Source organism: Paludibacterium purpuratum, assembly GCF_004363805.1.
GTDB classification, from domain to species: Bacteria; Pseudomonadota; Gammaproteobacteria; order Burkholderiales; family Chromobacteriaceae; genus Paludibacterium; species Paludibacterium purpuratum.
The window spans coordinates 303,912-324,344 of the sequence record NZ_SNZP01000002.1 but is presented as its reverse complement, the minus strand read 5'-3'; the positions used below and the strand labels follow the sequence as shown (position 1 = coordinate 324,344).

General features: G+C 58.3%; 32 protein-coding genes. 6 read left to right on the top strand and 26 right to left on the bottom strand.

The features are described from left to right. Positions 1-8 precede the first annotated feature (8 nt). The 26 genes from DFP86_RS03540 to DFP86_RS03425 all read right to left on the bottom strand — a co-directional run bounded on the left by DFP86_RS03540 (position 9) and on the right by DFP86_RS03425 (position 17,760). Positions 9-518: a Rha family transcriptional regulator gene (locus DFP86_RS03540; protein ID WP_133678622.1), complete on the bottom strand. Its 510-nt coding sequence runs from the start codon at positions 516-518 to the stop codon at positions 9-11. 174 nt (positions 519-692) lie between these two features. Next, entirely contained in the window at positions 693-971 is a 279-nt protein-coding gene (locus tag DFP86_RS03535) for a hypothetical protein (protein ID WP_133678621.1), read from the bottom strand. Positions 972-1,002: 31 nt separating this feature from the next. After that, on the bottom strand, positions 1,003-1,179 hold the full coding sequence (locus DFP86_RS19225) for a hypothetical protein (protein WP_166642136.1): 177 nt from the start codon (positions 1,177-1,179) through the stop codon (positions 1,003-1,005). Positions 1,180-1,247: 68 nt separating this feature from the next. Continuing rightward, positions 1,248-1,556: a hypothetical protein gene (locus tag DFP86_RS03530; RefSeq protein WP_133678620.1), complete on the bottom strand. Its 309-nt coding sequence runs from the start codon at positions 1,554-1,556 to the stop codon at positions 1,248-1,250. Between the two features lie 6 nt (positions 1,557-1,562). Beyond that, entirely contained in the window at positions 1,563-2,339 is a 777-nt protein-coding gene (locus tag DFP86_RS03525; RefSeq protein ID WP_133678619.1) for a hypothetical protein, read from the bottom strand. Between the two features lie 66 nt (positions 2,340-2,405). Beyond that, positions 2,406-2,837, bottom strand: coding sequence for a hypothetical protein (locus DFP86_RS03520; RefSeq protein ID WP_166642135.1), 432 nt, complete (start codon positions 2,835-2,837; stop codon positions 2,406-2,408). Next, positions 2,837-3,319, bottom strand: coding sequence for an HK97 gp10 family phage protein (locus DFP86_RS03515; protein ID WP_133678618.1), 483 nt, complete (start codon positions 3,317-3,319; stop codon positions 2,837-2,839). The genes DFP86_RS03520 and DFP86_RS03515 overlap by 1 nt, the downstream gene beginning before the upstream one ends. Continuing rightward, positions 3,316-3,864, bottom strand: coding sequence for a head-tail connector protein (locus tag DFP86_RS03510; protein ID WP_133678617.1), 549 nt, complete (start codon positions 3,862-3,864; stop codon positions 3,316-3,318). The genes DFP86_RS03515 and DFP86_RS03510 overlap by 4 nt, the downstream gene beginning before the upstream one ends. A 2-nt stretch (positions 3,865-3,866) precedes the next feature. Further along, a complete protein-coding gene (locus tag DFP86_RS03505; RefSeq protein WP_133678616.1) occupies positions 3,867-4,148 on the bottom strand; it encodes a hypothetical protein in 282 nt (93 codons plus the stop codon). A 61-nt stretch (positions 4,149-4,209) separates the two neighbouring features. After that, positions 4,210-5,697, bottom strand: a complete 1,488-nt coding sequence (locus DFP86_RS03500) for a hypothetical protein (RefSeq protein ID WP_133678615.1) — start codon at positions 5,695-5,697, stop codon at positions 4,210-4,212. Positions 5,698-5,796: 99 nt separating this feature from the next. Then, the gene (locus tag DFP86_RS03495; protein ID WP_133678614.1) at positions 5,797-7,275 is read right to left on the bottom strand and encodes a hypothetical protein; all 1,479 of its coding nucleotides are present in this window, start codon (positions 7,273-7,275) and stop codon (positions 5,797-5,799) included. 36 nt (positions 7,276-7,311) lie between these two features. After that, a complete protein-coding gene (locus DFP86_RS03490) occupies positions 7,312-9,579 on the bottom strand; it encodes a phage portal protein (protein WP_166642134.1) in 2,268 nt (755 codons plus the stop codon). Positions 9,580-9,594: 15 nt separating this feature from the next. Beyond that, on the bottom strand, positions 9,595-9,882 hold the full coding sequence (locus DFP86_RS03485; protein WP_133678612.1) for a hypothetical protein: 288 nt from the start codon (positions 9,880-9,882) through the stop codon (positions 9,595-9,597). A gap of 46 nt (positions 9,883-9,928) precedes the next feature. Next, positions 9,929-11,557 carry a hypothetical protein gene (locus DFP86_RS03480; RefSeq protein WP_208108206.1) on the bottom strand — a complete coding sequence of 543 codons (1,629 nt, stop codon included), beginning with the start codon at positions 11,555-11,557 and terminating at the stop codon, positions 9,929-9,931. Between the two features lies 1 nt (position 11,558). Then, positions 11,559-12,008 carry a terminase gene (locus DFP86_RS03475; protein WP_133678611.1) on the bottom strand — a complete coding sequence of 150 codons (450 nt, stop codon included), beginning with the start codon at positions 12,006-12,008 and terminating at the stop codon, positions 11,559-11,561. A 21-nt stretch (positions 12,009-12,029) separates the two neighbouring features. Next, positions 12,030-12,278: a hypothetical protein gene (locus tag DFP86_RS03470; RefSeq protein WP_133678610.1), complete on the bottom strand. Its 249-nt coding sequence runs from the start codon at positions 12,276-12,278 to the stop codon at positions 12,030-12,032. 61 nt (positions 12,279-12,339) lie between these two features. Continuing rightward, complete coding sequence (locus tag DFP86_RS03465) at positions 12,340-12,540, bottom strand: hypothetical protein (protein WP_133678609.1); 201 nt, start codon at positions 12,538-12,540, stop codon at positions 12,340-12,342. A gap of 2 nt (positions 12,541-12,542) precedes the next feature. After that, a complete protein-coding gene (locus DFP86_RS19700; protein ID WP_279526885.1) occupies positions 12,543-12,677 on the bottom strand; it encodes a hypothetical protein in 135 nt (44 codons plus the stop codon). Positions 12,678-12,746: 69 nt separating this feature from the next. Then, the gene (locus tag DFP86_RS03460; protein ID WP_208108205.1) at positions 12,747-13,238 is read right to left on the bottom strand and encodes a hypothetical protein; all 492 of its coding nucleotides are present in this window, start codon (positions 13,236-13,238) and stop codon (positions 12,747-12,749) included. 535 nt (positions 13,239-13,773) lie between these two features. Then, positions 13,774-14,202: a hypothetical protein gene (locus DFP86_RS03455; protein WP_133678607.1), complete on the bottom strand. Its 429-nt coding sequence runs from the start codon at positions 14,200-14,202 to the stop codon at positions 13,774-13,776. Between the two features lie 100 nt (positions 14,203-14,302). After that, a complete protein-coding gene (locus DFP86_RS03450; protein ID WP_279526887.1) occupies positions 14,303-14,722 on the bottom strand; it encodes a RusA family crossover junction endodeoxyribonuclease in 420 nt (139 codons plus the stop codon). A gap of 14 nt (positions 14,723-14,736) precedes the next feature. Further along, a complete protein-coding gene (locus DFP86_RS03445; RefSeq protein ID WP_133678605.1) occupies positions 14,737-15,273 on the bottom strand; it encodes an HNH endonuclease signature motif containing protein in 537 nt (178 codons plus the stop codon). Positions 15,274-15,493: 220 nt separating this feature from the next. Next, the gene (locus tag DFP86_RS03440) at positions 15,494-16,147 is read right to left on the bottom strand and encodes a DUF6475 domain-containing protein (RefSeq protein WP_133678604.1); all 654 of its coding nucleotides are present in this window, start codon (positions 16,145-16,147) and stop codon (positions 15,494-15,496) included. Next, positions 16,144-16,980 carry a YdaU family protein gene (locus tag DFP86_RS03435; RefSeq protein ID WP_133678603.1) on the bottom strand — a complete coding sequence of 279 codons (837 nt, stop codon included), beginning with the start codon at positions 16,978-16,980 and terminating at the stop codon, positions 16,144-16,146. The genes DFP86_RS03440 and DFP86_RS03435 overlap by 4 nt, the downstream gene beginning before the upstream one ends. A gap of 163 nt (positions 16,981-17,143) precedes the next feature. After that, the gene (locus DFP86_RS03430; RefSeq protein ID WP_133678602.1) at positions 17,144-17,452 is read right to left on the bottom strand and encodes a helix-turn-helix domain-containing protein; all 309 of its coding nucleotides are present in this window, start codon (positions 17,450-17,452) and stop codon (positions 17,144-17,146) included. 89 nt (positions 17,453-17,541) lie between these two features. After that, on the bottom strand, positions 17,542-17,760 hold the full coding sequence (locus DFP86_RS03425) for a carph-isopro domain-containing protein (RefSeq protein ID WP_133678601.1): 219 nt from the start codon (positions 17,758-17,760) through the stop codon (positions 17,542-17,544). 107 nt (positions 17,761-17,867) lie between these two features. Between DFP86_RS03425 and DFP86_RS03420 the strand changes: the two genes are divergently transcribed. The 6 genes from DFP86_RS03420 to DFP86_RS03395 all read left to right on the top strand — a co-directional run bounded on the left by DFP86_RS03420 (position 17,868) and on the right by DFP86_RS03395 (position 20,361). Further along, positions 17,868-18,569, top strand: coding sequence for a LexA family transcriptional regulator (locus tag DFP86_RS03420; protein ID WP_133678600.1), 702 nt, complete (start codon positions 17,868-17,870; stop codon positions 18,567-18,569). 14 nt (positions 18,570-18,583) lie between these two features. Then, positions 18,584-18,805 carry a hypothetical protein gene (locus tag DFP86_RS03415; protein ID WP_133678599.1) on the top strand — a complete coding sequence of 74 codons (222 nt, stop codon included), beginning with the start codon at positions 18,584-18,586 and terminating at the stop codon, positions 18,803-18,805. After that, positions 18,792-19,103, top strand: coding sequence for a hypothetical protein (locus DFP86_RS03410; protein WP_133678598.1), 312 nt, complete (start codon positions 18,792-18,794; stop codon positions 19,101-19,103). Before DFP86_RS03415 ends, DFP86_RS03410 begins: the two co-directional genes overlap by 14 nt. A 114-nt stretch (positions 19,104-19,217) precedes the next feature. Next, positions 19,218-19,556 carry a helix-turn-helix domain-containing protein gene (locus DFP86_RS03405; RefSeq protein ID WP_133678597.1) on the top strand — a complete coding sequence of 113 codons (339 nt, stop codon included), beginning with the start codon at positions 19,218-19,220 and terminating at the stop codon, positions 19,554-19,556. 128 nt (positions 19,557-19,684) lie between these two features. Then, a complete protein-coding gene (locus DFP86_RS19695) occupies positions 19,685-20,014 on the top strand; it encodes a helix-turn-helix domain-containing protein (RefSeq protein ID WP_133678596.1) in 330 nt (109 codons plus the stop codon). Positions 20,015-20,160: 146 nt separating this feature from the next. Continuing rightward, on the top strand, positions 20,161-20,361 hold the full coding sequence (locus tag DFP86_RS03395; protein ID WP_133678595.1) for a hypothetical protein: 201 nt from the start codon (positions 20,161-20,163) through the stop codon (positions 20,359-20,361). Positions 20,362-20,433 lie beyond the last annotated feature (72 nt).

The window sequence follows — 20,433 nt, the reverse complement described above, 5'->3', positions numbered from 1 at the left end:
GGAGCGGGTCAGTTAAGGAAGAGGGCAGGTTGAACTTCGCATTCGAGTCGATCTAGGCGATCCTCGAGCGCGTGCTTTATGGTGCGCCAGCGCCGCAATCCCTTGCCGCACAGGCTGGCCGTGTCGCGGCCCTTCTCGAACTCAATCGCCGCAGCGCGGTATTCCTGCCAGGCGCTGGCAGACTGCCGGCGAATGTGGTCGGCCATGGCGTTGAAGGCAACGATGAAGGATTCCTTAGTCTGTGCGGCCTTTTTGCCAGTGAACCCCATGACCATAAACATGAAGCCGTCCTTGGTCATGCGAATCATGCGGCGCAATTCACCCTTGGCATCCATGTATTCAACTGCCTCAAAATTGAGTTGGTTGAATTCTTTGCTGCACTCGATGCGATCGTATGCGCGGAGAACGTTGTCGTGCCGTTTGCCGAAATGCCTTGCCACTCGGCGCGAGTCGGTGACGATCCTGTCGCCGGCCATCATCACCAAGTCACTGAAATTCGAAATCGTCAGATCGGTCATGTTGTTACCCTCGCCTGCACAAAGAAAGGCGTCCACGGCGGCCGGCGTTGTGCAGGGTCTTGGCGCCAGATGTTCGGGAGCTACCCTAGCCGTGGACAAAAAAAGCCCCACGGGGAACCGTGAGGCTGAAATGTAAAAACCGCCCGAATTGGGCGGCTTCTTAAGATTTACTTGCTATTGATAATCGGGTGGAATTACAGGAGCCTGCTTGACTTTGCCATCGATGAATACGACAGCAAGCGATTTGGTCGACATTGTCAAGCTGTTGACGTCAACCCATGTGTAGATCAATTTCTCGCCTGACGCCGTCACGGAATACGGTGCCCCCATAATCTGCGTAACCTCTGTCGGCGTCATGCCTGATTTGATTTGACGGGCCGATCCCCATTTGAATGGAGTGCCCGCGCATCCGAACAGCAAGACACAAAGGGCAGTAATAATGACTCTTTTCATAGAATACCCCTGACATAAATGTCACAGGATTCTACGCGCGCGGTAAAAGGTCGAACAAGCTCTGTCCAGCTTCATCAAGCCCAGGGTCGCGCGGGGTGTTGCTGGTCTGGCTGACTTTGCCGATGCCGAAGTAGGCCGCCACCATCGAGTGCAGCGGCGGATTGTCTTGCCAATAGCGGTTCATGGCCGCCAACCGGGGAATCGTCATGAAATCGTCGATGTACTCCCACGTCCAACCCGTACAAGCGATGATGTGGGAGTACAGCAGATCCCAATCTAACGGCTCCCCGGTTCCGCTTCCCCCTCGGAGACAAGCTCCAGACCTGATTGACCCATGACAGCAAGAATTGCCTTCATCCCGTTATTCATGTCGAGGGCTTCCTCGACCTCCTCAACGGTCATGTCGGGGTAATTCCGGCTTAGGGCCGTATGGACAACCAGTGCAATGTCGTCCATGTTCTCGGCCGATACGCCCTTGCCGCCGATTTTCTGCACGGTCGGCAGCAAAACCTTGATCTGCTTGAACGACAGGGACGGCACGATCAGATCCTTACCGCCGAGTTTGAGTTTTACGCCTTCGATCATGGTTGCTTACTCCGAAGTGGACCAGGTCAGAACGTTGCCGGTACCGTTGTCCATTGCCGAGAAATCGAACTCGGGGATCATGAAGTCTTCATTCTTGAAGCCCAGGGTCATCTTGGTGGAAACGGCCTGAGGGATCGAGAAGGTAACGATTTTCCCCTGGTACGACACGCCGAGGTCGGCGCGGAACTGCGGCGCATAGCCCATCGGCAGGTTGCGCACGGTCTGCATTTGCGCAGTACCGGCGCTCGAGCTGCCGACGGTGTACTGGTAGTTGATGTAGACCATCTTGCCGGAGTCGGCCGCGGCGAACGTATAGACGCCGGCGACCGAGCAGGCGTATTGGCCGGTTGCCGGGTTGCTGGCGACCTTGGCCAACGGCGAACCACTGGCGCCGATCACGCCCATGTCGGCAACGAATGTGCCGCTGTTCGGCGGTGCCACGGTCACGGTATAAGGGGTCGATGCAGGAATCGCCGTGCCGACGTTGTCGGTGTTGATGGCCAGCAGGCCAGAGGTCAGGCTTTGGCCGAAAAAAAGCGCGTTCCAGATGCCGGCGTAGATCCGGGCCGGCTTCACCTTGATTGCGATCTTGCCCTTGCCGCGCGCAACGGCCGCAGCGTATTGATTCTGGCCGTACAGCTCCTTACTGTCTGCCGACAAGTCGATGCTCCCTTCCTGCATGACCATCAGCGGCAATGGGGTAGGCGTGGCGATCGTATTGCCCCATGCGTCGATAAGCTGGGTGACGTACATGTTGCCCGCGCCGAAAGCGTATTGCGCCATTTGAGTCTCCAAAATGAAAAACCCGCCGAGTGGCGGGTGTTGAAACAACTGGCCGGTTGGCGCCGGCTACGTGGTGACGATGTTGATCGGGATGATTGCGATGGCCTGATTGCCCAAGACGCCGCCATCCGTCTCGATTTCCCCGTCGAGATAGACGTGCTCGACCAAGCCGCCTAGCGTGCACTTGCCGGTCATTGGGTTATCCGGTACCAGCGCCGCTTCGACGGCATCGAGCAGCGAGTTGATGATGCTGGATGGCAATTGGTCGTCCGGCGCCCAGGCGTAGAGGTAGACATCAGCCGGCAGCGTCCACTTGGTCGGGGCGCCTGGCGTTGTGACGACGCCGCGCTGGTTCTTCTGTGCTTGGAACAGCGCCGGCTGCTCGGCTGGCTGGACATCGGACCAGTGCCGAAGCTTCCGCGACGTGGTGACCAGCGTTGGAATGGCCGCCAAGCGCGCAAACAAGGCCGCGTAAATGGTTTCGCGTGGCAGATTCATTAGTGTGCCTCCTTCACCGCGGCGTTGATCTGATCCAGGATCTCTGGCGTCATGCCTTTCAGCGCCGGCGCCAGAAACGACTTGGCATCCATGTCGACTTGACGAGGATGGGCGCGTACCGTCGACCAGACCGGAGATCGTAGCTCCTTGCCAAAGGCCTTTTTCACCAAGCGCAGGTGCTCGCGCACGTTCTCGGTGCCGTGGAAACCCTTCTCGAAGAAGCGGGCATATGCGACGTTGGTGCCGACGGTACCGGTCACATCCGACATGCCTGCGTGGCTCACGTCGTAGGTAATGCTGCGGCGCAGGCGCCCGTTGCGCACATTGAGCACCTGGCCGGACAGGTAGTCCTGAACCACCATGATTCGCAGCTTGATGCAAAGCCGAGTGATGGTCTTTGTTAGCCTGTCCAGCAGGTTGCTCGGCATGTGCGTGAACCGAGCGATCACCTCACGGTCGCCGGTGATGGCACCCTTGATCATGGCTGCACCACGCGCTTGTAGTTCTGGAGAACCGACAACGCGAACGGCGACAGATCCTTGATCATGAAACTCACGGTCTCGCCATTGATTGCCTTCGACTGCTCGCCGATGCGCTGCCGCTCCTTGTACCTCACGCACACCAGGTCGATGCAGGCCTGCTCAATGTCGAGCGGGATGGTGGCGTACCCTGCGGTGTATTGGATCTGCACGTTCTGCCGTCCGCGCGCGAATGTGTAGCTCGTCAGGTAGAGCGTGGTGCCGTCGAACGTGTAGCCAGCCTGACCGAATGCGGCAGAGGGCAGAACCGGCGCGCCGTTGATCTGAACCCCCGTCACTGCCGTCACCGGGTAGTTGCCCAGCAGCATGGTTTGCTTGCCGTTACCATTCCGCGTCTCGGTGTATTGCTGCTGGCCAAGCGTGCGATTTAGCCACGTCTCGATAAACGTGCTGGCCGCGGCAATCAGCCGCGTCAGCATGGCATCATCGGTCGTGGTGGTCAGGGTCAACCACTGCTTGACGTTCGCCAGTGACGTCAGCGTGGACATGATCAGCTCCCGGCAGAATCGGTAGCCGGCGGCGTGTCCTGGCTGCCTTCGGTGGAGGCGTCGGCCGGCACGTCTGCGGGCTTAGCCGCCGCCTTCTGGCCACGCTTGCCCTTCGCCGGCGGCGTGTCCTGGCTGGTCGACACGGTAAAGCCGTGCGACAGCAGATCCTTGACGGCACCGGCCGACACGTCGACGGTACCGTCATCCGACACGTCGTATTCTTGGCCGCCGAAGTTGAACGAATCACAGTTCTCCGGGGCCATCAGTTTGATTTGATCGCTCATTTTGGAACGCTCCAAAAGAAAACCGGCCCCACAAGAGGGCCGGTCAAGGTTGGTTGTGCGATTAGCCGTTGGCGATGTTACCGATGATCCCCATGGCGAATGGCGCGTAGATTGCCAGGACTTCCTCGGCGTAAACGCCGGTTTCGTACTGACGAGTGCGAACCGGCCAGTCGATCTGGTAGTAGTCCTGGCGGGTCTTAATCTCCGCCACGTTCTGCACCTCGTTGTTCTGGTAGTAGATCGGCAGATCTTCGCACCAGCCGATCAGCGTACCCGGGGGAACCTTCGGGTGAATGATGATCGGGATGATCTGGCCACCATTCGGCATGAACGGGTTGTAGTAGGCCGATACCACACCGTTGGCCACAACCGCATACGGCTCTTTCGTGTTCTGCTGCATACGCAGGATCGTGCCGCTGGCAGTCGCCATCACCTTGTCGGTGATGTTCTTGATTTCCTGGCTGTTGGCGTAGATCACCGTCGGGGACAGGTTGTAGCCGTCCCACATGTTTTTCAGCATCGCATCGATTTCGACAACGTTGCCGCGGCCGCCGGCGGTCAGCGGGGTGCCGACACCGGCGTTACCGGTCGGCTGCATGGACACGTAGGCCGAGTTTGCCGGGTTGAAGGCGGTGGAGAGCAGGCCATCGAATGCCAGACCCGGGTTAGCCGAGCAGTCGCCGGTAATCGCGGAAACGGCTTGACGACCGCCAGCCAGCGGCGCCGAGAAGGCCGCGCTGTTGACGGTGGTGATGGCCTGCAACGACTCGGAGCCAGCCGCACCAACGAACCAGGCGTAACCGACTGCGCCAATGACCGGGGATACGCTGGCAACAAGGCTCTGGCCAAGGGTTACCGCCTGGGTGGCGTTGGCCGACTTGTTGGACGAACCGCCGTTGAGAACGTAGGTCTGTCCATCGGCGCCGGTAACGGTCTTGGTGGTTGCGACGCCGGCGGAAATGTTCGAGTTGTAGAAGCCTTCCTGGGTCAGTGCGACGACGATAACCGAGTAGGTGGCGGCGGCCAGGGTACCCCCGGTGCCGGAAGCCGAAACGGTCGGTGCGCTCGGCGTGCCGAGCTGGAGCGTGGCATTACCGCCCAGGATGGCGTTTTCTTCCTTCAGCATGAACTTCTGCAGCAGGCGTGCGGTCATGGTGGCGCGCACGTCTTCGAAGCCTTGGCCCGCGTTGGTCGCTTCGAAGGTGACGCTGTCCTCTTCGCCCAGCGTCACGTAGTTGGCAGCCTTCGGCGCGGTCGCATAGCTCATACGGCCCGAACGCTGGCCTTCCGGCAACCACGGCGAAGTGTCGAAACCGGAGCCCGTAATCGACTTCACGGTGCGCCAGTTGGTGGCCACGCCCTTGCCGCCGCCGGTACGCGGAATCTTATTGCGCAGCGGGGTGTAGACCGGATATAGGTTTTTGGCCGGCGCCTGCAGGTCGTAGGCGACCAGGCCCGACGCGGTGGTGATGGACTTGGAAATGTCGTTACCGTAAGACGACTTGATCAAGTCCATCGTTTCGTTGGTTACTTCAGCGAGTGCACCCATTTTTTCCCTCGGAAATAAAAAAGCCGCCTCGATGGGCGGCTGCGGACGTAAAAAAACCGCCCGTAGGCGGTGGGGGGAGTGGGCTTTTACGCCCGGTGATTATCGGAACACTTGGAACGCGTTGGACTGCTGCGCTTTTTTGATCTCGGTGGCAAAGTCGTCGACAGTTCCGTCGGCCTTGCGCACCGGCTCTACAGCTTCCGCGGTGTGCGTGCCGTTGATGTCTTCGCCCTTCGACACGGCCATGGCCACGCCCTTCATGGGCGCGGGCTGTGCATCGAAGCGCTTTTGCAGATCGTCATGTTGGGCAGATAGCGTGTCGAAACGCTTGGCCAGATCCGCATTGGCGGCTAGCGCCTTGCTGAGATCGTCGGCCAGCTTGGCGATGTCGGTACCGGCACTGGCCTTGGCGACGTCGCCGGCTACCACTGCCTTATCGGTCGACTTGCCATCATCTGCGGCTTGGTTGTCCGCTGCGTCGTCGTTGTGGCCCAAGGACTTCAGGGCATCGAGAGCGGCTTGAATCGACGCCGTGGCTTTGTCCAGGACGGTCTTGGTGTCGGTGCTGAACTTCGCGCCGGCCTTGGCGACATCGCCGCCAGCATCGGCCAGCGCCACATCGTCGACCGCGACCACGACAGGCGGCGGCACCAGCGTTTGCAGGTTGGCTGCCAACTCGCCGGCTTCCTCGGCCGCCATATCGGTGAAAATCTTGGCGCCTTGGGCAACCCAGTCGCGCAGTTGAGCCGGGATCTGGCTGCTGTCGCCTTCGGCCTGGGCCTCGTACTGCGCATCGCCGACGATCCAGCTCAACGACTGGAGTACCGCGGCGAAGTCTTGCAGCGTCCACATGCCTTTCGCGACATCGCCTTCAGGCGCGGATTTGGCCGCCTTATCCTTGTTCTTTTCGTCAACGTTCTGGTCGCCGCCTTTGGCCCCATCGCCGTTGCCATCCTGGCCGTCGTTGCTGTCGTTGCCGGTTTGGTCGGTGCTACCCGCCTTATCGTCAGCGGCAGTCGATTGGTCGTCGTCCTTCGGCTTTTTGGCCTTGGCCAGCTCCAGCAAGGCTTCATGCGTGATGTCGCCCTTCTGGATCATCAAGGCCAGTTCTTCCTGAGCTTCCATCTGGTTGTCCTCGAGTCCATCGGCCTTCCAGACTTGAAAGACCGCATTGGTGTTGCAGGGCGCATCCACCAGACTGATTTCAGTCAGCTTTAGCCCTTTGATCACGTTCGCCTCGCGCAGCGTGGACTTGCCGCCGATGGAGAACCCCTTGTAAACCTCTTGCTTGACCTTGAGCACGGCCACAGGGTCGACAACAAGCGCGCGGATGATCGTCTCGCCGGCGTCATTGACGTAGGCATCGTCGACGCGACCCGCCGCCATCGGCTGATGCATCTCACGTAGCGCGCCGGTTCCTAGCCGCATGAAGTCGGGGAGGGCCGCTTTCATCGCATCGGGCGCTACAATCTCGCCGGCAAGATCCGTGCTGCCGTCGGAGGCGATGCCCTCGACGGTCACAGTGCCGTCGTCGTGCTCTTCGACCTTGCTGATCGTTGCAAACTGTTTGAATTTCATGATTCACCCATGAAAAAACCCGCCACGGGGGCGGGTTCATTGGTCGGAGTTGTCGTCTGTCTCGTCATCAAGCACCGGCAGGACGTCGCAGCGGCATTGCGGGTGTAGCGGTGGGCCGCCTCCCTCGAAATCGTCATCGATGTCCACTACGGCGCCGTTCAGATCCTGGCACTCGTCGCAGCAGTCCGGCGCGGTGAGCCACTGCTTGTTGGATACCATGCCGCTGGACTTGTAGAGCGCCAGGTTGCCGGCGATGTCCGCATTGGCGGTTTCGGTGCGGGCGATCATGTCGGCGCGCGCGTCGGAGAAGGCGTAGTCGTCATTGATGGCGTCGGACAGCTCGTCGTTTGACCAGCCTTCTTCCATCGCTTGCGCGACAACCGCATTCATCCGGTCGCGCGTCGTGTCGTCGATGACCCAGCGCGCGTCCGGGTTGTTGACTAGCTTGCCGTCGACCCACTTCTTGCCGACCATTTCGGCGGCACGGTCGTTGGCAAACTGCACCGCCCGTTCGTTGGCTAGCTCGAGCGCGTCGTCATCCAGCTCGGCGTCGATCTGCAAGGTGGCTGTCTTGACGCCATCCTTGCCTGCGGCGGACAGGATGTAGACGACTTGCGGCACAAGCTCATCAGAGCGCGGCGAGAAGTCGAAGTCGGGCAACTCGTCAGTAGGGAACTCTCGCCCCTTGGCGATCTTGCCCATGGTCTGGGTGGCTTGCGCCACAGCCGCATCCGCTTGCTCGGTGAATAGATCCGTCAGCGCCCGTTTCAGCTTGGCGCGCAATGCCAGAATGGCCTTGCGTTCCCGGTCGATAGGGCGCAGCGCTTTTTTTGCCGACTTGGCGACCTTCTTCGATTCCTCGGACGGCGGATTTTCGCCAGGTGGCGGCGTGGCGTTGTCCTCGGCCGGCTTGTCCAATCCTGGCGGCGGGTCGCCCTCTGGCCCGGGCTCGACCGGCGGCGGATTGAGCACGCTATCGAGCGTAACGGCGCCGGTGGCCGTGAAGATCAGCAGCACGCCGCCACCTTCCACCGGATCCATGCCGTCGGCGGCGCGCGCCTCGTTGATGGTCATCCGTGCGCCGCGCACCTTGCTGTCGACGATCTGCGACTGCACCAGCGGGTCGGTTGCTTCTTCCTCGACCCAAGCGAACTCGAGATCGTGGAAACCGAAGTAGCGCCAGATGATGCGATCCAGGATCGATTTCACCCACAGCTTGATCGGCTCCAGGCCTTCCTCGAGCGACTGTTCCTTCGCCGTCTCGGCCGTGGCACGGTTCATCTGCTTGGTGGCCCACTGCGGTGACACGCTGAAGGCGTAGCAGATGATGCGCGTCAGCCATTCGTCGTAATCGTCCTTGAGTGCGCGCTCTTTGGTGTCGATCGGCTTGATGCCGCCCGGGACGAATTTGGCTTGGCGCCGAGCCGCGGTGTCACCCGACAGTAGCTCGTTGAAATACTCCTCGAAGGTCTTGATCTGGTCCGGCTGCCAAGTGTCCGGCACGCCGAACAGCAGATCGGGCATAGAGCCGTGGGTGTAATACTGCAACTGGCCCATGGCTCGCCGGATGGCGATGTTGACCGTCAGGATGATCTGTTCGACTGGAGAGTAGCCATAGACCTTGTGCGTGCGCTTGTTGCGCGGTGCGTAGATCAGTTCGTCAGAGGTGTAGTCGCAGGCAATTACACCCTTGATGACCTGCTGGTACGCCGGGGCGGGCAATAGCGGTGTCCGGCCACGCGCATCAAGAACGCGCTTGATCGTGGCACCGTCGATCAACTGCATCTGATACGGCAAACCGCCGTTGGTCATACTCGGGTAGACGGTGGCGGCATCGATGACCAGCATGTCCTCGAGCAGCATGCGCAGCCAGTCCGTCCAGGTATTCTCCCCGTCGGGGAACTGCAGGAAAGCCTCGACATCGTCGCAGCGCGCGTCGCGCTCTTGCTTGTCGCTACGCGGCTTGACCGCGAACTTGATTTTGGCGACCTGATCCTTACGGGTTTCGATCACCAGCCGGAGAATGTCGCAGTTGTCCGCCAGCGCACGCATCTGGTCGAACGTAACGGCCTCGCCCTGGCGCGGGCGCGTCCGCATGTTGTAGCCGGCGTCGTAGTCGAACCGGCGCCCGATCACGCTGGCGGCCAATGACGGCTCTACGGACGGCTGCGGCGGATTGAGCGGCCCCATGAACTCGTCTGCCGGAGAGGATCCGGCGGATGCGACTCTGGCCGATTTTGCCGCCTTCGGGAACGCAGTAGCCCAAGCAACCAGCCCCGGATCAATCGGTTTCTTCTCGGCCATGGCCATCATTCCCTGTTATGCGATGGCGCCGGTGATCTTGTTGCGCCAGGTTTTGCCGTCCCACACCACATCGATGCCGAGCGTGGAGTCGTAGAAAACGGTGTTGGACTTGGGGTTGAGCGGTCGGGCCACAGTGGTGCCGGTGCCGCCGTTGGTGGTGGCCATCCAGCCATTCGCCTGCAGTACTGCGGCGTCGAAGTCGGGTACCGGGATCGGCGTACCGGGCGTGGTCGAGTATTTCCGGCCGTTCACGGTAATGGTCGAGCTGCCCGCGCCGGGCGGGTGCATCAGAAAAGTTGCCATGGGGGGACCTATACGAAAAAGCCCGCGCGAGGCGGGCTGGGTGGGGTTACTGCTTGTTGGCTTTGGCTTGTTTCGCCGCCTGGGCCATGAAGGTGAGTAGGCCAGTTTTATTGCCGATGTCTGGCCGGAAACAGATCATCACCGAGTCGGCTAGGTTGGGAGACTTTGTGCCATCCGGTTTTTTGTTGATGAGGATTTTGCCGGCGCCGTTCTTGCTGAATGTCGGCTGCGACAACTCAATCTGCAGTCTGGCGCGCTCAGGAAGATCCGAGCGGATGGAAATAATCTCGTCGGGGTCGTAATCAAGCCCCTCAACAACTGCGCGATAGGTCGCTTGGAATCGCAGTCGGAGCGCCCACCAGGCTTGCGCCTTAGCGTTGGAAAAGAAATCTTTGTTTTTCCGCTTCTTGACCATTTCCCCTTCAGGATCCAGTACTTCGCCAGAGCCTCGAAACGGGTCGCAGTTGATAGAGCGGATATTTTCCTTTTGGCGCGTGGCATTGATTTGATTGGCGTCGCCACGGACGCCTGCGCCCAAGCCGTCGGCGTCATACTCAAATCCATCAAGCTCCAAATCGTCACAGATGGAAAACGCTTTGATGACAGTCTGGTAGATGTCACTGCCGACACCGGACCATTCGCGCAGAAAATCTAACTCGATCCCCGTGCGACCGGCGAAGGCGTTTTTGTCCGCTCCCTCATCAGCGACGTCAAGCGCACCCTTACGGCCGCCGGTTGGTTCAATGCCTAGCTTCTCCGCGGCGCCGATCGCAGCTTGAACCCAAGCCGATGGGATAAGGACGCCCTCAACGGACGCCGAATAGTTGATGTCGATTTCCTGGGCGACGGTGACGGCATCTAGCTCGCTTACTTGCTTTGCGTACCAGGCATCGTCCTTGCGCGGGTCGTCTCGCCAATGGAAAGTGAAGACGTTGATTTTTCCGCTGTGTCGCTTTTGAGCGAACGGATTACCCATGCCGTTTGGTGTGCTGATGTCCTGCCGGCAGTTGGTGGTAGCCGATAGGGAAGCGTCGACCAGTTGCGGGCGCTCAAGGAAAGCCGACTCGTCGACAATGTAGAAGCTTGTGCGGTCGCCGCGGCCAATGCCGTCGCCTGATTCGCCGGTAATCACCGAATCGGTGTCGGGGAACAGAATCCGCATGTGCGGCGCGTGCCGGTTGATGTCCCAACTACCGCGAAACTCGGGCGGCAGCATCTGCAGAAACTGACGCGCCTTCCAAAACAGCGACTTTGGGGCGCCGATCTTGTCGACGTACTCTTCCTTGCGGCTACCGAACCCGGCGACAACGCCGGTGTTGAACAGGCAAACCGTGTCGGCTAGTCCGATCGTCAGCCACGACATGCCCATGTCGCGGGTTTTCTCAGTCAGCCCAGGTTCACGTTTCTTCCAGCGATCCATGAACCACTCGACCCACTCTTCCTGTCGCGGGAACAGCAGAAACGGGATGCTGGCAGGTAGCCCGCGCTCGACATTGCGAGGGTCGAAGGTCATGCCCCAGTCGATGATGAACTGGGCCGGGTGGTCTCGGTAGTACGCCTTGAGCGCTGGCAACGAACCAGGATTTGCGCGAATGCGCTTCAGCCGCTCCACTCGCCACTCGAACACCTGCACGTAGTCAGGGTTCTTGAAGTCGAAGGGGAACGGGATCGGCATGTCAGCTCTTCATCATGTCCTGGTAAATCTTGGCCGCTTCCATCGGGTCGGTGGTGGTGACCGCCACGCTCTGTAGCGGGCCGCCGCCTTTACCGGTGACTTCCTGTTTTAGCCGGTCGGCGAAGCGCTCAGGGTCGCGCGCCTTCAGCAGAAAGATCAGCAACGTGTCGCTGTACTCGCGGATGGTCCCGCAGCGCTCGCCCTTGTAGAACACAGGCTTGAGGGTGCCGTCATGTGCCCGGCGGACGGCTTCATCCTCGAGCGCAGCAGTACCGAGCTTGACCGCCTCGTCCCAGGCTGCGGCGAACTCGGGGTCGTCATCACGCAGCCGGTACATGTGAGTGCGATCAATGCGCACCTTTTTTGCTGCGGCAGAGACATTGGCGGTGGTGGCCAGAACCTCCAAGAACTGCGCCAGTTTTTCAGGTGTAGCTTTTGTCGTGTTTGCCATGAGGCTCGCGCCTCCTCGGCGTCAGTGGGCGACCAGTATCTGGTCGTGGGTGGTATTGGTCTCGCCGGGGACCCAGCGGTAGATCATGTAATCGAGCTTGTCGGACTTGCTTTGCAGTAGCTCGCCATTCTCGACGCCTTGGAACGTCAGCTTACCAATGACCGGGATGCCGGCTTCGCGAAGGCGAGTCAGCAGCAACTGGCCATAAGCCATCTCGTCCCGGCACATCGCAATCTCGATAGCGGGGATTCGTACATCAACGTGAGCCATGTTTGGCCTCGCAGGGGTTAATGCCCGGATCACCTCCTTTCGAGGCGGCCGGGCCGGGAATTCAGACGCGAACCAGCTCCGGCACCTTGTGTCGCGGAACAATCACGTAATCGTCGGGGCCGCGGCGCTCGAAATAGTCGAAGCGAATCACAGTCTGGTCGATCACGGCCACCTTGGCAGCACGGCCGGTTGCCATGAGAACATGCTGACCTTCGCGGAGGTGGCACGCGTCGAGCACGGATTTGCAGCGTTCGAGGTGCATGATCATTCCCCAGCCAGAATGGCCTTAGCCTGCAGCCAGGATTCGGCCTCGCAGGTGTCGACCTCTTCGAAGCCGGCATGCAGATGGTCGTCGATCATCTGGCGCAGACCATCGGTTTGCAGGTACCAAGTTTTCATGATCACGGCTCCAGAAACGGAAAAGCCCCGCACTTGGCGGGGCAATCAAAATAAAATATCAGGCGCTGTCTAGGCGCCAGCGGGGTTAAAAGCTGCAGGGTCTAACAGATCAACAATGTTCTGTTTGATTTGCTCAGCCACTTCTGAAAATTTCCCCGTTGCATCCGCACCAGTCACAAACAGAATGTGTTCGCTATTTCCAACAAGCGTAACCTGCAATCGGCCGCCAGTATCCTTGATCAAAACTTGCTGGGAAAAGAACAGCTTAGGGAAGGCGTTCGGTGCCACTTCAAGGGCAACCTTTATTGCAAAGCTCAATGAAAGATCATCAGCGTTCAACAGGTGTGGATTCTTCGGCACGAACTTTCCATCCACCACCTCGCCGATGTCGACATATCGATATGATTTCCCGTCTTCTGCATAAAATTTGGCGGTGAGGTGTAGCGATTCTTCGAGTTCGTTGGCTAGCTGTATGGCAGCTTTTGCCAGGCGATCCCAATACATGTCTCGCGCTTTATCAAACGTTTTGTACTGCTGCATCAGCATATCGTACGTGATCATGGCGTGCCTTTTTCGTTCAACAGGAAGAAACATCATATACCCCCAGCATGGAACGATTGCACACAAAATGACAAAGTGAAGGGCATTTGGCGACCCCTGAAATGCAAAAACCCGCCAAGTGGCGGGTCTTCAGTAAATTTCAAGTCAACTCATTGGATCGATGCGGCTTTGACCTGTTGCATGATTAGGCACTCACTCACTCCGCTGCCTCGACCGCCTTGGATTAACTGCGCAATATCGGCGGCCTTCTGCTGATTGGAAACCATCGCAGGATTCGTGGCAAATGCAAGAGTGGAATCGTTTACCCCTTTGCAATCAGCCTCTGTCGGCGGCGTAATCGTAGTTGCAAACACCGGGGCGGCGAGAGTGGCACATAGAGCAACAAGTAGGATTCGTTTCATGTCTCAGATACCGTTTTATTGAAAGTGCATATATTTTCGCTGCCAAACATACGCACGTCAAACGATACCATAAAACAAAAAACCCGAACTCTGGACGAAGTTCGGGCTGCTGCAAAAATGATAGTTTTGTGTCATCACGCTGTCAAGCGTTCGGCGTAATACAGGTGTTGCAATATCGCTCGGTGCTGGATCTCTAGCGTCGCGTAAGCCTTGTGCATCCAGCATTCCAGCATTCTGACAACTTCCTTCTCGTACCTATTCGCTGTTTTGAAGCTGACGTCGTGCCGATCCCCGATGTCGCGACATCCCGGGCCGTCACCGGTGCACCACTTGCGGATGATGTCCTTGTCGGTCGCCATGCTCCAGCGCCGCGGCGTGCGATCGGCCAGGAAGATAATTTCGGTTTCGCGCTGAACGTGCAGGCACCACAGCACGGCGCGTTCCTCGAACGGCAACCGGTTGATCTTGGCCATGACCATCGCCGACTGCGCCTTCAAGTCCATGGGGGTGAGGTTGGCGAACGCCGGCGAGGTCTGCTCTTGGAACTTCTGGACTTTGATCATCGAGCTGGTCTCAATCTGGAAAGACCAACCGACAAGACTGCGCACGCTTGAGAACTGCATATCACCCCCCGTTTTGTTGCTTTTGCCCTGCTGGTACTGCTTACGCGGCGAACAGCGCACCTTGAATCTCGGTTACCACCACTTGCACACCAGGCGTTTCGGCGTAGCGCTTGCGCACGGCGATGTCGCAGGCCTGCACGTCGTCGACCCACACCACGCCGTTGATGCCGTCGAAGATCGCCTTCACGACGTTGTCGGCGTCCGGCTTCTTGGTCGGGTAGACCTGGCCGGCGAGGGCTGCCGCCTGTTTTTTCTTCGACCAGCTCGTCGGGATCGGCAGCAACATGGTCAGCCGAACGTCGGCCGGGCCGGTGATCGGCGCACGGCCTGCCATCGCCCGTTGAGCGGCAAGCGCTACCATGCCCTCGTAGCTGGCGGTCTTAGCCGGGGTATACATGCGAGCATGCCCGGCAACAGTGGATACGCGCGGTCTCGCCTTCCCGATTGGTGCACCCGGCACGATAAATTCGACCTTCACAGGCAAGCCCCCTTGTGTAAGTTTTTCTTCGCCAACAGATACGCTTCATGCGCGGATTCCATGGTTTCAAACGTCCCTATGTATCGACACCGCCCATCCACTGTGATCTGCGCCTTGAAACCTGGGCGACCATCTGGCCAGCGCGACACGCCAAGAACACCTGTTTCGCTATCGTTTTTGGCTATGCGCCGATTTCTTTGGTTGAGCGCTTGATCCACATCGCGCAAATTAGCAATCGCGTTGTTGGACTTATTGTTGTCGATGTGATCCACCTGCCCGGATGGCCAAACGCCATACACGTAAAGCCATGCCAACCGGTGCGCTTTGTAAATTTTCCGGTGAATACAGATGCTCAAATAACCTCTTCGGCACTTGGTGCCGGCCACTTCGCCTGGGTGGCGTGGCCCCATCCTCGTGAGCCACGTGAAGACGCCCGTTTTTTTGTCGTAACTGACAATCTGCTTGAGCTGGTCAGCCGTCAGCCCTTTGCCGACCGGCGTACCGGGTACGGTGAACGAGATAACGTAGGCCATGCTGCATTCCCTCCGAGAAATTTCGACACAAACGTCCTATGCGCCTCGATTACGCGCTCGCGCATATCCTCGGCAGCCTGACGGCAGAATTCGCGCTCTATGGCCGAATACGCGGCAGTGCGGTGGCCTTTCGGACTCCGGGCGAGGTCGCGAGCGACGCAATCGGGGCAATTTCGGTCGTAGAGGTGGCCACCGGTGGCGCAGAGTGGGCAGGTGGTGGTCATGCCACGTCTCGCTTGTCGACGAGCTGCAGGGCTTGAACCGCCTGACGCGGATCCATCATCGTGATGCCCAGCAGCGGCTTCTGCGTGCCGGCGATCATGACCGCCTTGGCTCCGGCCGCATCGCCGATCAGCGCCGGGGGCTCGCTGTCGTGGCCCTTGCGGTTGTTGTTCGCCTCGCTGATGCCGACTAGAACCGGCGGGTAGTCAGGGCGCTCTTGCCGGCTGGCGAAGGCGCGGTAGCGCTGTTCGAACTCGCGGGCCACGAACGGCCATTCGTCCTCGGTCTTGTTGCCGAGCATGATCCAGCCGCCCATTTCGGCGATCGCACGGTGAATCAGCGGATCGTCGAATGCCACACTGCGATGCACGCCGACGGTGCGCACGGCCTTGTCGACCTTGTGCCAGGCCTGCAGGGCTTTGTCCTGGCTCGACCCTTGGGTCATGCGGATGATGTCGGCCGGTTTGGGCATGAACTGGCCGTTGTCCGGGCTGGTGACGTGGCGTTGCATCGCTTCGCGGAACACGGCGATGTCGAGGTGCTGGAGCGCGCGCCAGTAAATCTCGATCGCGAACGGTGCCAGGCGTTTGCCGTACAGCTCAGTCACGCCCTCCAGGATTTTGTCGAACTGCTCGAAGTCGTCTTGGGTCATGGGTTGATTTCCTTCTCGGCTGACATGTCCGTGCCAAAGATCCTGGCTTTGGCGAGCCGCATGGCCTCGCGGTTGTGTTCTTCGAGGGAGGTTTTGGCGGGCTGGCGCTGGTCTTTGCCGCCGCCGAAGTTGCGCGATCGGCGAAGCCACTTCTCGAAACTGGCGTTCCAGTCGGCGGACATCTGCGCTTTCTCCCTGGCATGGGCCAGGAACATGGCGAGTTCGTTGTCGAGATCCAGGTGCTGGTTTGCGGCAATGCCGCGATGTGCTCGGGTTGGCTCGAGGGTTGATGGGCAGGAGGTCATGACCGTGTCGTGCCCGCCGTGCGTGCGCGTTGGCGCGCGCGAATCTCCCGCGAATAAACCGTTAGGTTTATGAGCATCTGGCTCTGGCTGTGGCGAGCTTTCGTCCTGGGTTTCTTCTGGGTTTTCGTTGGGTTCCGTCTGGGTTTCATTTTCAAAACCCATTGGGTTTTCATCTTGTAACCCACTGGGTTTTGCTTGGGTTTTTCTCGGGCGCCCGCCGCGCTTCCCATTAGCCCTTGCCGCGTCGATTCTGGTCGAGTCATCCTCGATCTGTTCGTCGGCGCGGGTGTTGTGACGCAATCCATCATCCCCGATCGGGAAATACTGCTCGGCAACCGATGAAACCGCCTGCTGCTCTTCGGGCGAGAAGGCACGGCAGATCCGATAGAGCGCGACCATGTCGTCAGGAAGTCCCTTTTCTGTCGCGTAGTAGTAGTCCAACAGGAGCGAATAGGCGCCATGCTCAGCAAGCGACAGGTGCGCCGTACCGCGCGCGTAGTCACCCATAAATCGCTTGTAGAAATTCATGGATATAAGCCTTTCTCCTGCCGCTGTTGCGGTGTTGGATTTTCATAAAAAAAGTCCTCCGCATACCCCACAAACTATTGATTTCAAAAGTCTGTCAGGGCATACTGGTTGTGCTTATTGGTTGTGCCTTAAGCAACAGGCCGGTTAGGTGTTAGCGCACCGTTTAGCCGGCCTTTTTCATTAGCGTCTCTCGCGTCGCAAACCTCCTTTCAAAGTCCAACTTGATCGCCTTGAATCCGACATCCGCCATATCGATGATCGGCGCCAGACGGCGGTTCTCCACGTTCAAAATGCCGAGAAATTCGACAACCTTGTCGATCTTGTCCTCGGTGATGCCAAGATTGCCGGCTAGGTAGCGAGACACATTGCTGTTGTCCCATCCAAGTACCGTCATCAGCTCCTGCTTGAGCTTTGGATCCATCAAGATCTGGCGTATCCGATGCGCCAGCGATGGGATGATGATTTCATCCATCAGGGGTTCTCCTTTACGTCGTGCAAAAAGGTTTGCATGCACTTGCGCGCATTGCTGGTTATGGTTCGTGGGGAAGGCAGCGCAGGCCATCACGCCGCCTCCTTTGCTGCGCTGGCACGTTGATACGCCGCATAGAACTCGGCGATATCGATTCCTGATGCGGCTGCCACGGCAGGGATACGTTTAGGCGGCACATAGCCGGCCTGCTCCCATTGCTGAATGGCCTGATACGAGAAGCCGACAGCTTTTGCCAGGGGAGATTTCCCGCCCACTGCATCAGCGGCTCGGGTGACGATGTTCTGATCCATAAAAGTCCTCCTGTCGGCATTATTCAAGCAATGCTTGATTTTGTCAAAAAAACAGAAGCATTGCTTGCTGGAAGACTTGAAGTTTTGCTTGTAAGGTTGCGTTCATCATGAAAAGAGAAGCGAAACATCTGGCTTTTGGGTTGCGCCTGCGCGATGCGAGAAAGGCTGCGGGATTGACCGGGCCAGAACTGGCGGAGAAAGCAGGCGTGAGCCCGCAGGCCTATCAACAATGGGAAGCGGGCATCACCATGCCCCGAGGTGCTGAGCGCCAACAAACCATCGCGCGAATTGTTGGGAAAACAATCAATGAGTTGTTTTTCGACGAGCCGGCGCCACCCCCATCCATGTTTCCTGTCCGAGTGTGGGACGACATGCCGGACGAGTCGGACTACATTTTTCTACCGGAACTGCAGATCGAGCGTGATGGGGCGCAAGCGGTGGGGTGGATGGTCGACATCGACGGAAAGCGCCAAGCCTATCCGCGCTCTCTGGCAGAGCGTTTAGGGATAGACCCTGAGGCCGCCGCAGTGATGACCATGGGCGACCAGAGCATGGCTCCAAGGCTTCAGGAGGGCGACTTACTGGTGGTTGAATGCACGCCGGTAGAAGTCATCACCGACGGATTGGTATATGTCGTCTTGCTTGAGGGTGAAATGCAGGTTCGTCGGCTGTTCAAAGAATTCGGCGACGTGCGCATCACCTGCGACAGCCAGGACAAAGCCCGTTTCCGCGATCGCACGGTGCCGGAAGAGAAGATGGGCTACGTGCAGATCGTTGGCCAGGTCAAAGGGACGTGCGGGGCGGTTTGAATGAGGTGTTTCTTATGAAAATGGAAGATCGGCAGCTTGCATTGTTAACTGCAGGGATCGAATTGGTTGACAGTGCAACGTATGCTGCCGAGTTGATTGAGCGCATTAGGACGAAATATTCCGCTTCGCTTGAGCCGCAAGACCTAAACGAGCTAGAGAGTATGGCTGCCGTTTTATTGGATTCGTCAGACAGATTTGTCGGAAACGTGGAGAGCCTACGCTATGCCAGTGAATGATCTTGGTGCTCGCTCAGCTGCCATTAGAAAGCGCATGGAAGCAGCATCAGGGGTTGGCTTTGGCGGAGAACCGCCCGATAATAGAAACATGGAAGCCAGAGTCTCAAAGCTTGAGCAGGACTTCGCTCAGATCAACGACAAGTTAAATGCCGTCACGACCGACGTCGCTGTCATCAAGTCAAACTATGCAACCAAGGCTGATGTGGCTGAGGCCAAGAACAGCATCATCATGTGGGTGGTGAGTGCCATCCTGCTTGCGCAGGTGCTGCCCATGCTGCTCAAGAAATTTGGCCTGTAAAGATCTGCCATTCCTGTAGAAGACCCGCTTCGGCGGGTTTTTCTTTCCCTTGATTGTCTGAAGTCAAACGGTGTTGTCTGCATTCAGACGTTCCCTTGTCACATCATCCAACCCATGAATATGGGAACGCGGATTCGGGAGGAGCGCGAAGCGCTGGGCCTCACGCAAGAAGAGTTGGCGCGCCGGGCCGGCGTAAGTCGAACGATGATCAGCGAGATCGAGAAAGACCCAAATCGTGGTACAACTCGCCTTGTCGCCATCGCTAGAGCGCTCAAAGTGGAACCCGCATATCTCGAATCAGGGAAAGAGCCCAAACACCCGGCCATCGATCCCCTCGCATCATACGTCTCGGCGTCGAGCCTGGACGATCTTGCTCAAAAGCTTATCGGTAAAGGCGATAAAGAGATCGCTAAGCTGCTGCAGCGCATCCTCGAGCTGAAATCCCGCAAATAGCATACAAAAAACGCAACTGTACTATCGGCCAGTCATAGAATATTTGCTCAACCTTGCCGATAGGGTAAAGTTGGGTGCGATTAGTACTTTTACTTACGATACATCCGAAATATGCCTACCATCGGATTATGGAGGCATTTAAAGACAGGCTACGCGGCTTGAAGCGAGCGCGAAAGCTTACGGAGAAAGAGATAGCTCGCTTATGCGGGGTGTCGTCCTGGTCCGTTACAAAATGGCTGAAAGGCCCAACCCGCCCACGCAAAAAGCACATGCACAGCCTGGCAACAATCTTTGCCGTCAGCGTCGAATTCCTGGAAACCGGACTGAAGGATCCAGGGCGCGAGGCAAGCATGCACCTGTTGTTATCAAACCTTTCCCACCTCGATGGCGAACAGATTGCGCTGCTGGCCGCCACATCGGATCAGTTCCGCCGACTTAATGCCCTCGAAAACCAGTAATTAGCTAGGCCAAAGTTGGGTGACTAAGTGCAAACCACAGTCCCCATCGTCGACCAAGCGGTCTAGACTTTTTCGAACCGGTCGCCTTTGTAGACCAAAGCCAGTTTTGAAAAATAAGCTAGTACCAACCGAGACACGAGGAAAGAATGCGTACCAACAGAGCGTGCAATCACGCCGGCAACTGCCATCACTTCGCTCAGGATGGCGGGAATTCGGCGAGCCAGGCCAAGCTGATCAAGGCTAGCCTGGAAAATACTTTGGTCAATATTGACCTCATGGAGAATCGAATTTTCTCCGTTCTACAACAGCAGCGCCGAGATATACGACAGATCATCGCCTCGCTGTAACCCTTCCCAAACCGCCTGCCGGCGGTTTTTTTGCGTCCACGCAACAAGCAATGCTTTAATAAATTGAAGTTT

Coding starts and splice junctions, on each gene's coding strand:
- DFP86_RS03480 (WP_208108206.1), bottom strand. CDS start 11,557: ATGCCGATCCCGTTCCCCTTCGACTTCAAGAACCCTGACTACGTGCAG.
- DFP86_RS03510 (WP_133678617.1), bottom strand. CDS start 3,864: ATGTCCACGCTGACGTCACTGGCGAACGTCAAGCAGTGGTTGACCCTG.
- DFP86_RS03470 (WP_133678610.1), bottom strand. CDS start 12,278: ATGGCTCACGTTGATGTACGAATCCCCGCTATCGAGATTGCGATGTGC.
- DFP86_RS03530 (WP_133678620.1), bottom strand. CDS start 1,556: ATGATCGAAGGCGTAAAACTCAAACTCGGCGGTAAGGATCTGATCGTG.
- DFP86_RS19225 (WP_166642136.1), bottom strand. CDS start 1,179: ATGACGATTCCCCGGTTGGCGGCCATGAACCGCTATTGGCAAGACAAT.
- DFP86_RS03525 (WP_133678619.1), bottom strand. CDS start 2,339: ATGGCGCAATACGCTTTCGGCGCGGGCAACATGTACGTCACCCAGCTT.
- DFP86_RS03440 (WP_133678604.1), bottom strand. CDS start 16,147: ATGACCCAAGACGACTTCGAGCAGTTCGACAAAATCCTGGAGGGCGTG.
- DFP86_RS03535 (WP_133678621.1), bottom strand. CDS start 971: ATGAAAAGAGTCATTATTACTGCCCTTTGTGTCTTGCTGTTCGGATGC.
- DFP86_RS03485 (WP_133678612.1), bottom strand. CDS start 9,882: ATGGCAACTTTTCTGATGCACCCGCCCGGCGCGGGCAGCTCGACCATT.
- DFP86_RS03520 (WP_166642135.1), bottom strand. CDS start 2,837: ATGAATCTGCCACGCGAAACCATTTACGCGGCCTTGTTTGCGCGCTTG.
- DFP86_RS03465 (WP_133678609.1), bottom strand. CDS start 12,540: ATGCACCTCGAACGCTGCAAATCCGTGCTCGACGCGTGCCACCTCCGC.
- DFP86_RS03435 (WP_133678603.1), bottom strand. CDS start 16,980: ATGAATTTCTACAAGCGATTTATGGGTGACTACGCGCGCGGTACGGCG.
- DFP86_RS03425 (WP_133678601.1), bottom strand. CDS start 17,760: ATGGATCAGAACATCGTCACCCGAGCCGCTGATGCAGTGGGCGGGAAA.
- DFP86_RS03460 (WP_208108205.1), bottom strand. CDS start 13,238: ATGATCACGTACGATATGCTGATGCAGCAGTACAAAACGTTTGATAAA.
- DFP86_RS03405 (WP_133678597.1), top strand. CDS start 19,218: ATGAATATGGGAACGCGGATTCGGGAGGAGCGCGAAGCGCTGGGCCTC.
- DFP86_RS03475 (WP_133678611.1), bottom strand. CDS start 12,008: ATGGCAAACACGACAAAAGCTACACCTGAAAAACTGGCGCAGTTCTTG.
- DFP86_RS19695 (WP_133678596.1), top strand. CDS start 19,685: ATGGAGGCATTTAAAGACAGGCTACGCGGCTTGAAGCGAGCGCGAAAG.
- DFP86_RS19700 (WP_279526885.1), bottom strand. CDS start 12,677: ATGAAAACTTGGTACCTGCAAACCGATGGTCTGCGCCAGATGATCGAC.
- DFP86_RS03495 (WP_133678614.1), bottom strand. CDS start 7,275: ATGAAATTCAAACAGTTTGCAACGATCAGCAAGGTCGAAGAGCACGAC.
- DFP86_RS03445 (WP_133678605.1), bottom strand. CDS start 15,273: ATGGCCTACGTTATCTCGTTCACCGTACCCGGTACGCCGGTCGGCAAA.
- DFP86_RS03395 (WP_133678595.1), top strand. CDS start 20,161: ATGCGTACCAACAGAGCGTGCAATCACGCCGGCAACTGCCATCACTTC.
- DFP86_RS03430 (WP_133678602.1), bottom strand. CDS start 17,452: ATGGATGAAATCATCATCCCATCGCTGGCGCATCGGATACGCCAGATC.
- DFP86_RS03410 (WP_133678598.1), top strand. CDS start 18,792: ATGCCAGTGAATGATCTTGGTGCTCGCTCAGCTGCCATTAGAAAGCGC.
- DFP86_RS03455 (WP_133678607.1), bottom strand. CDS start 14,202: ATGATCAAAGTCCAGAAGTTCCAAGAGCAGACCTCGCCGGCGTTCGCC.
- DFP86_RS03515 (WP_133678618.1), bottom strand. CDS start 3,319: ATGATCAAGGGTGCCATCACCGGCGACCGTGAGGTGATCGCTCGGTTC.
- DFP86_RS03490 (WP_166642134.1), bottom strand. CDS start 9,579: ATGGCCGAGAAGAAACCGATTGATCCGGGGCTGGTTGCTTGGGCTACT.
- DFP86_RS03540 (WP_133678622.1), bottom strand. CDS start 518: ATGACCGATCTGACGATTTCGAATTTCAGTGACTTGGTGATGATGGCC.
- DFP86_RS03420 (WP_133678600.1), top strand. CDS start 17,868: ATGAAAAGAGAAGCGAAACATCTGGCTTTTGGGTTGCGCCTGCGCGAT.
- DFP86_RS03505 (WP_133678616.1), bottom strand. CDS start 4,148: ATGAGCGATCAAATCAAACTGATGGCCCCGGAGAACTGTGATTCGTTC.
- DFP86_RS03415 (WP_133678599.1), top strand. CDS start 18,584: ATGAAAATGGAAGATCGGCAGCTTGCATTGTTAACTGCAGGGATCGAA.
- DFP86_RS03500 (WP_133678615.1), bottom strand. CDS start 5,697: ATGGGTGCACTCGCTGAAGTAACCAACGAAACGATGGACTTGATCAAG.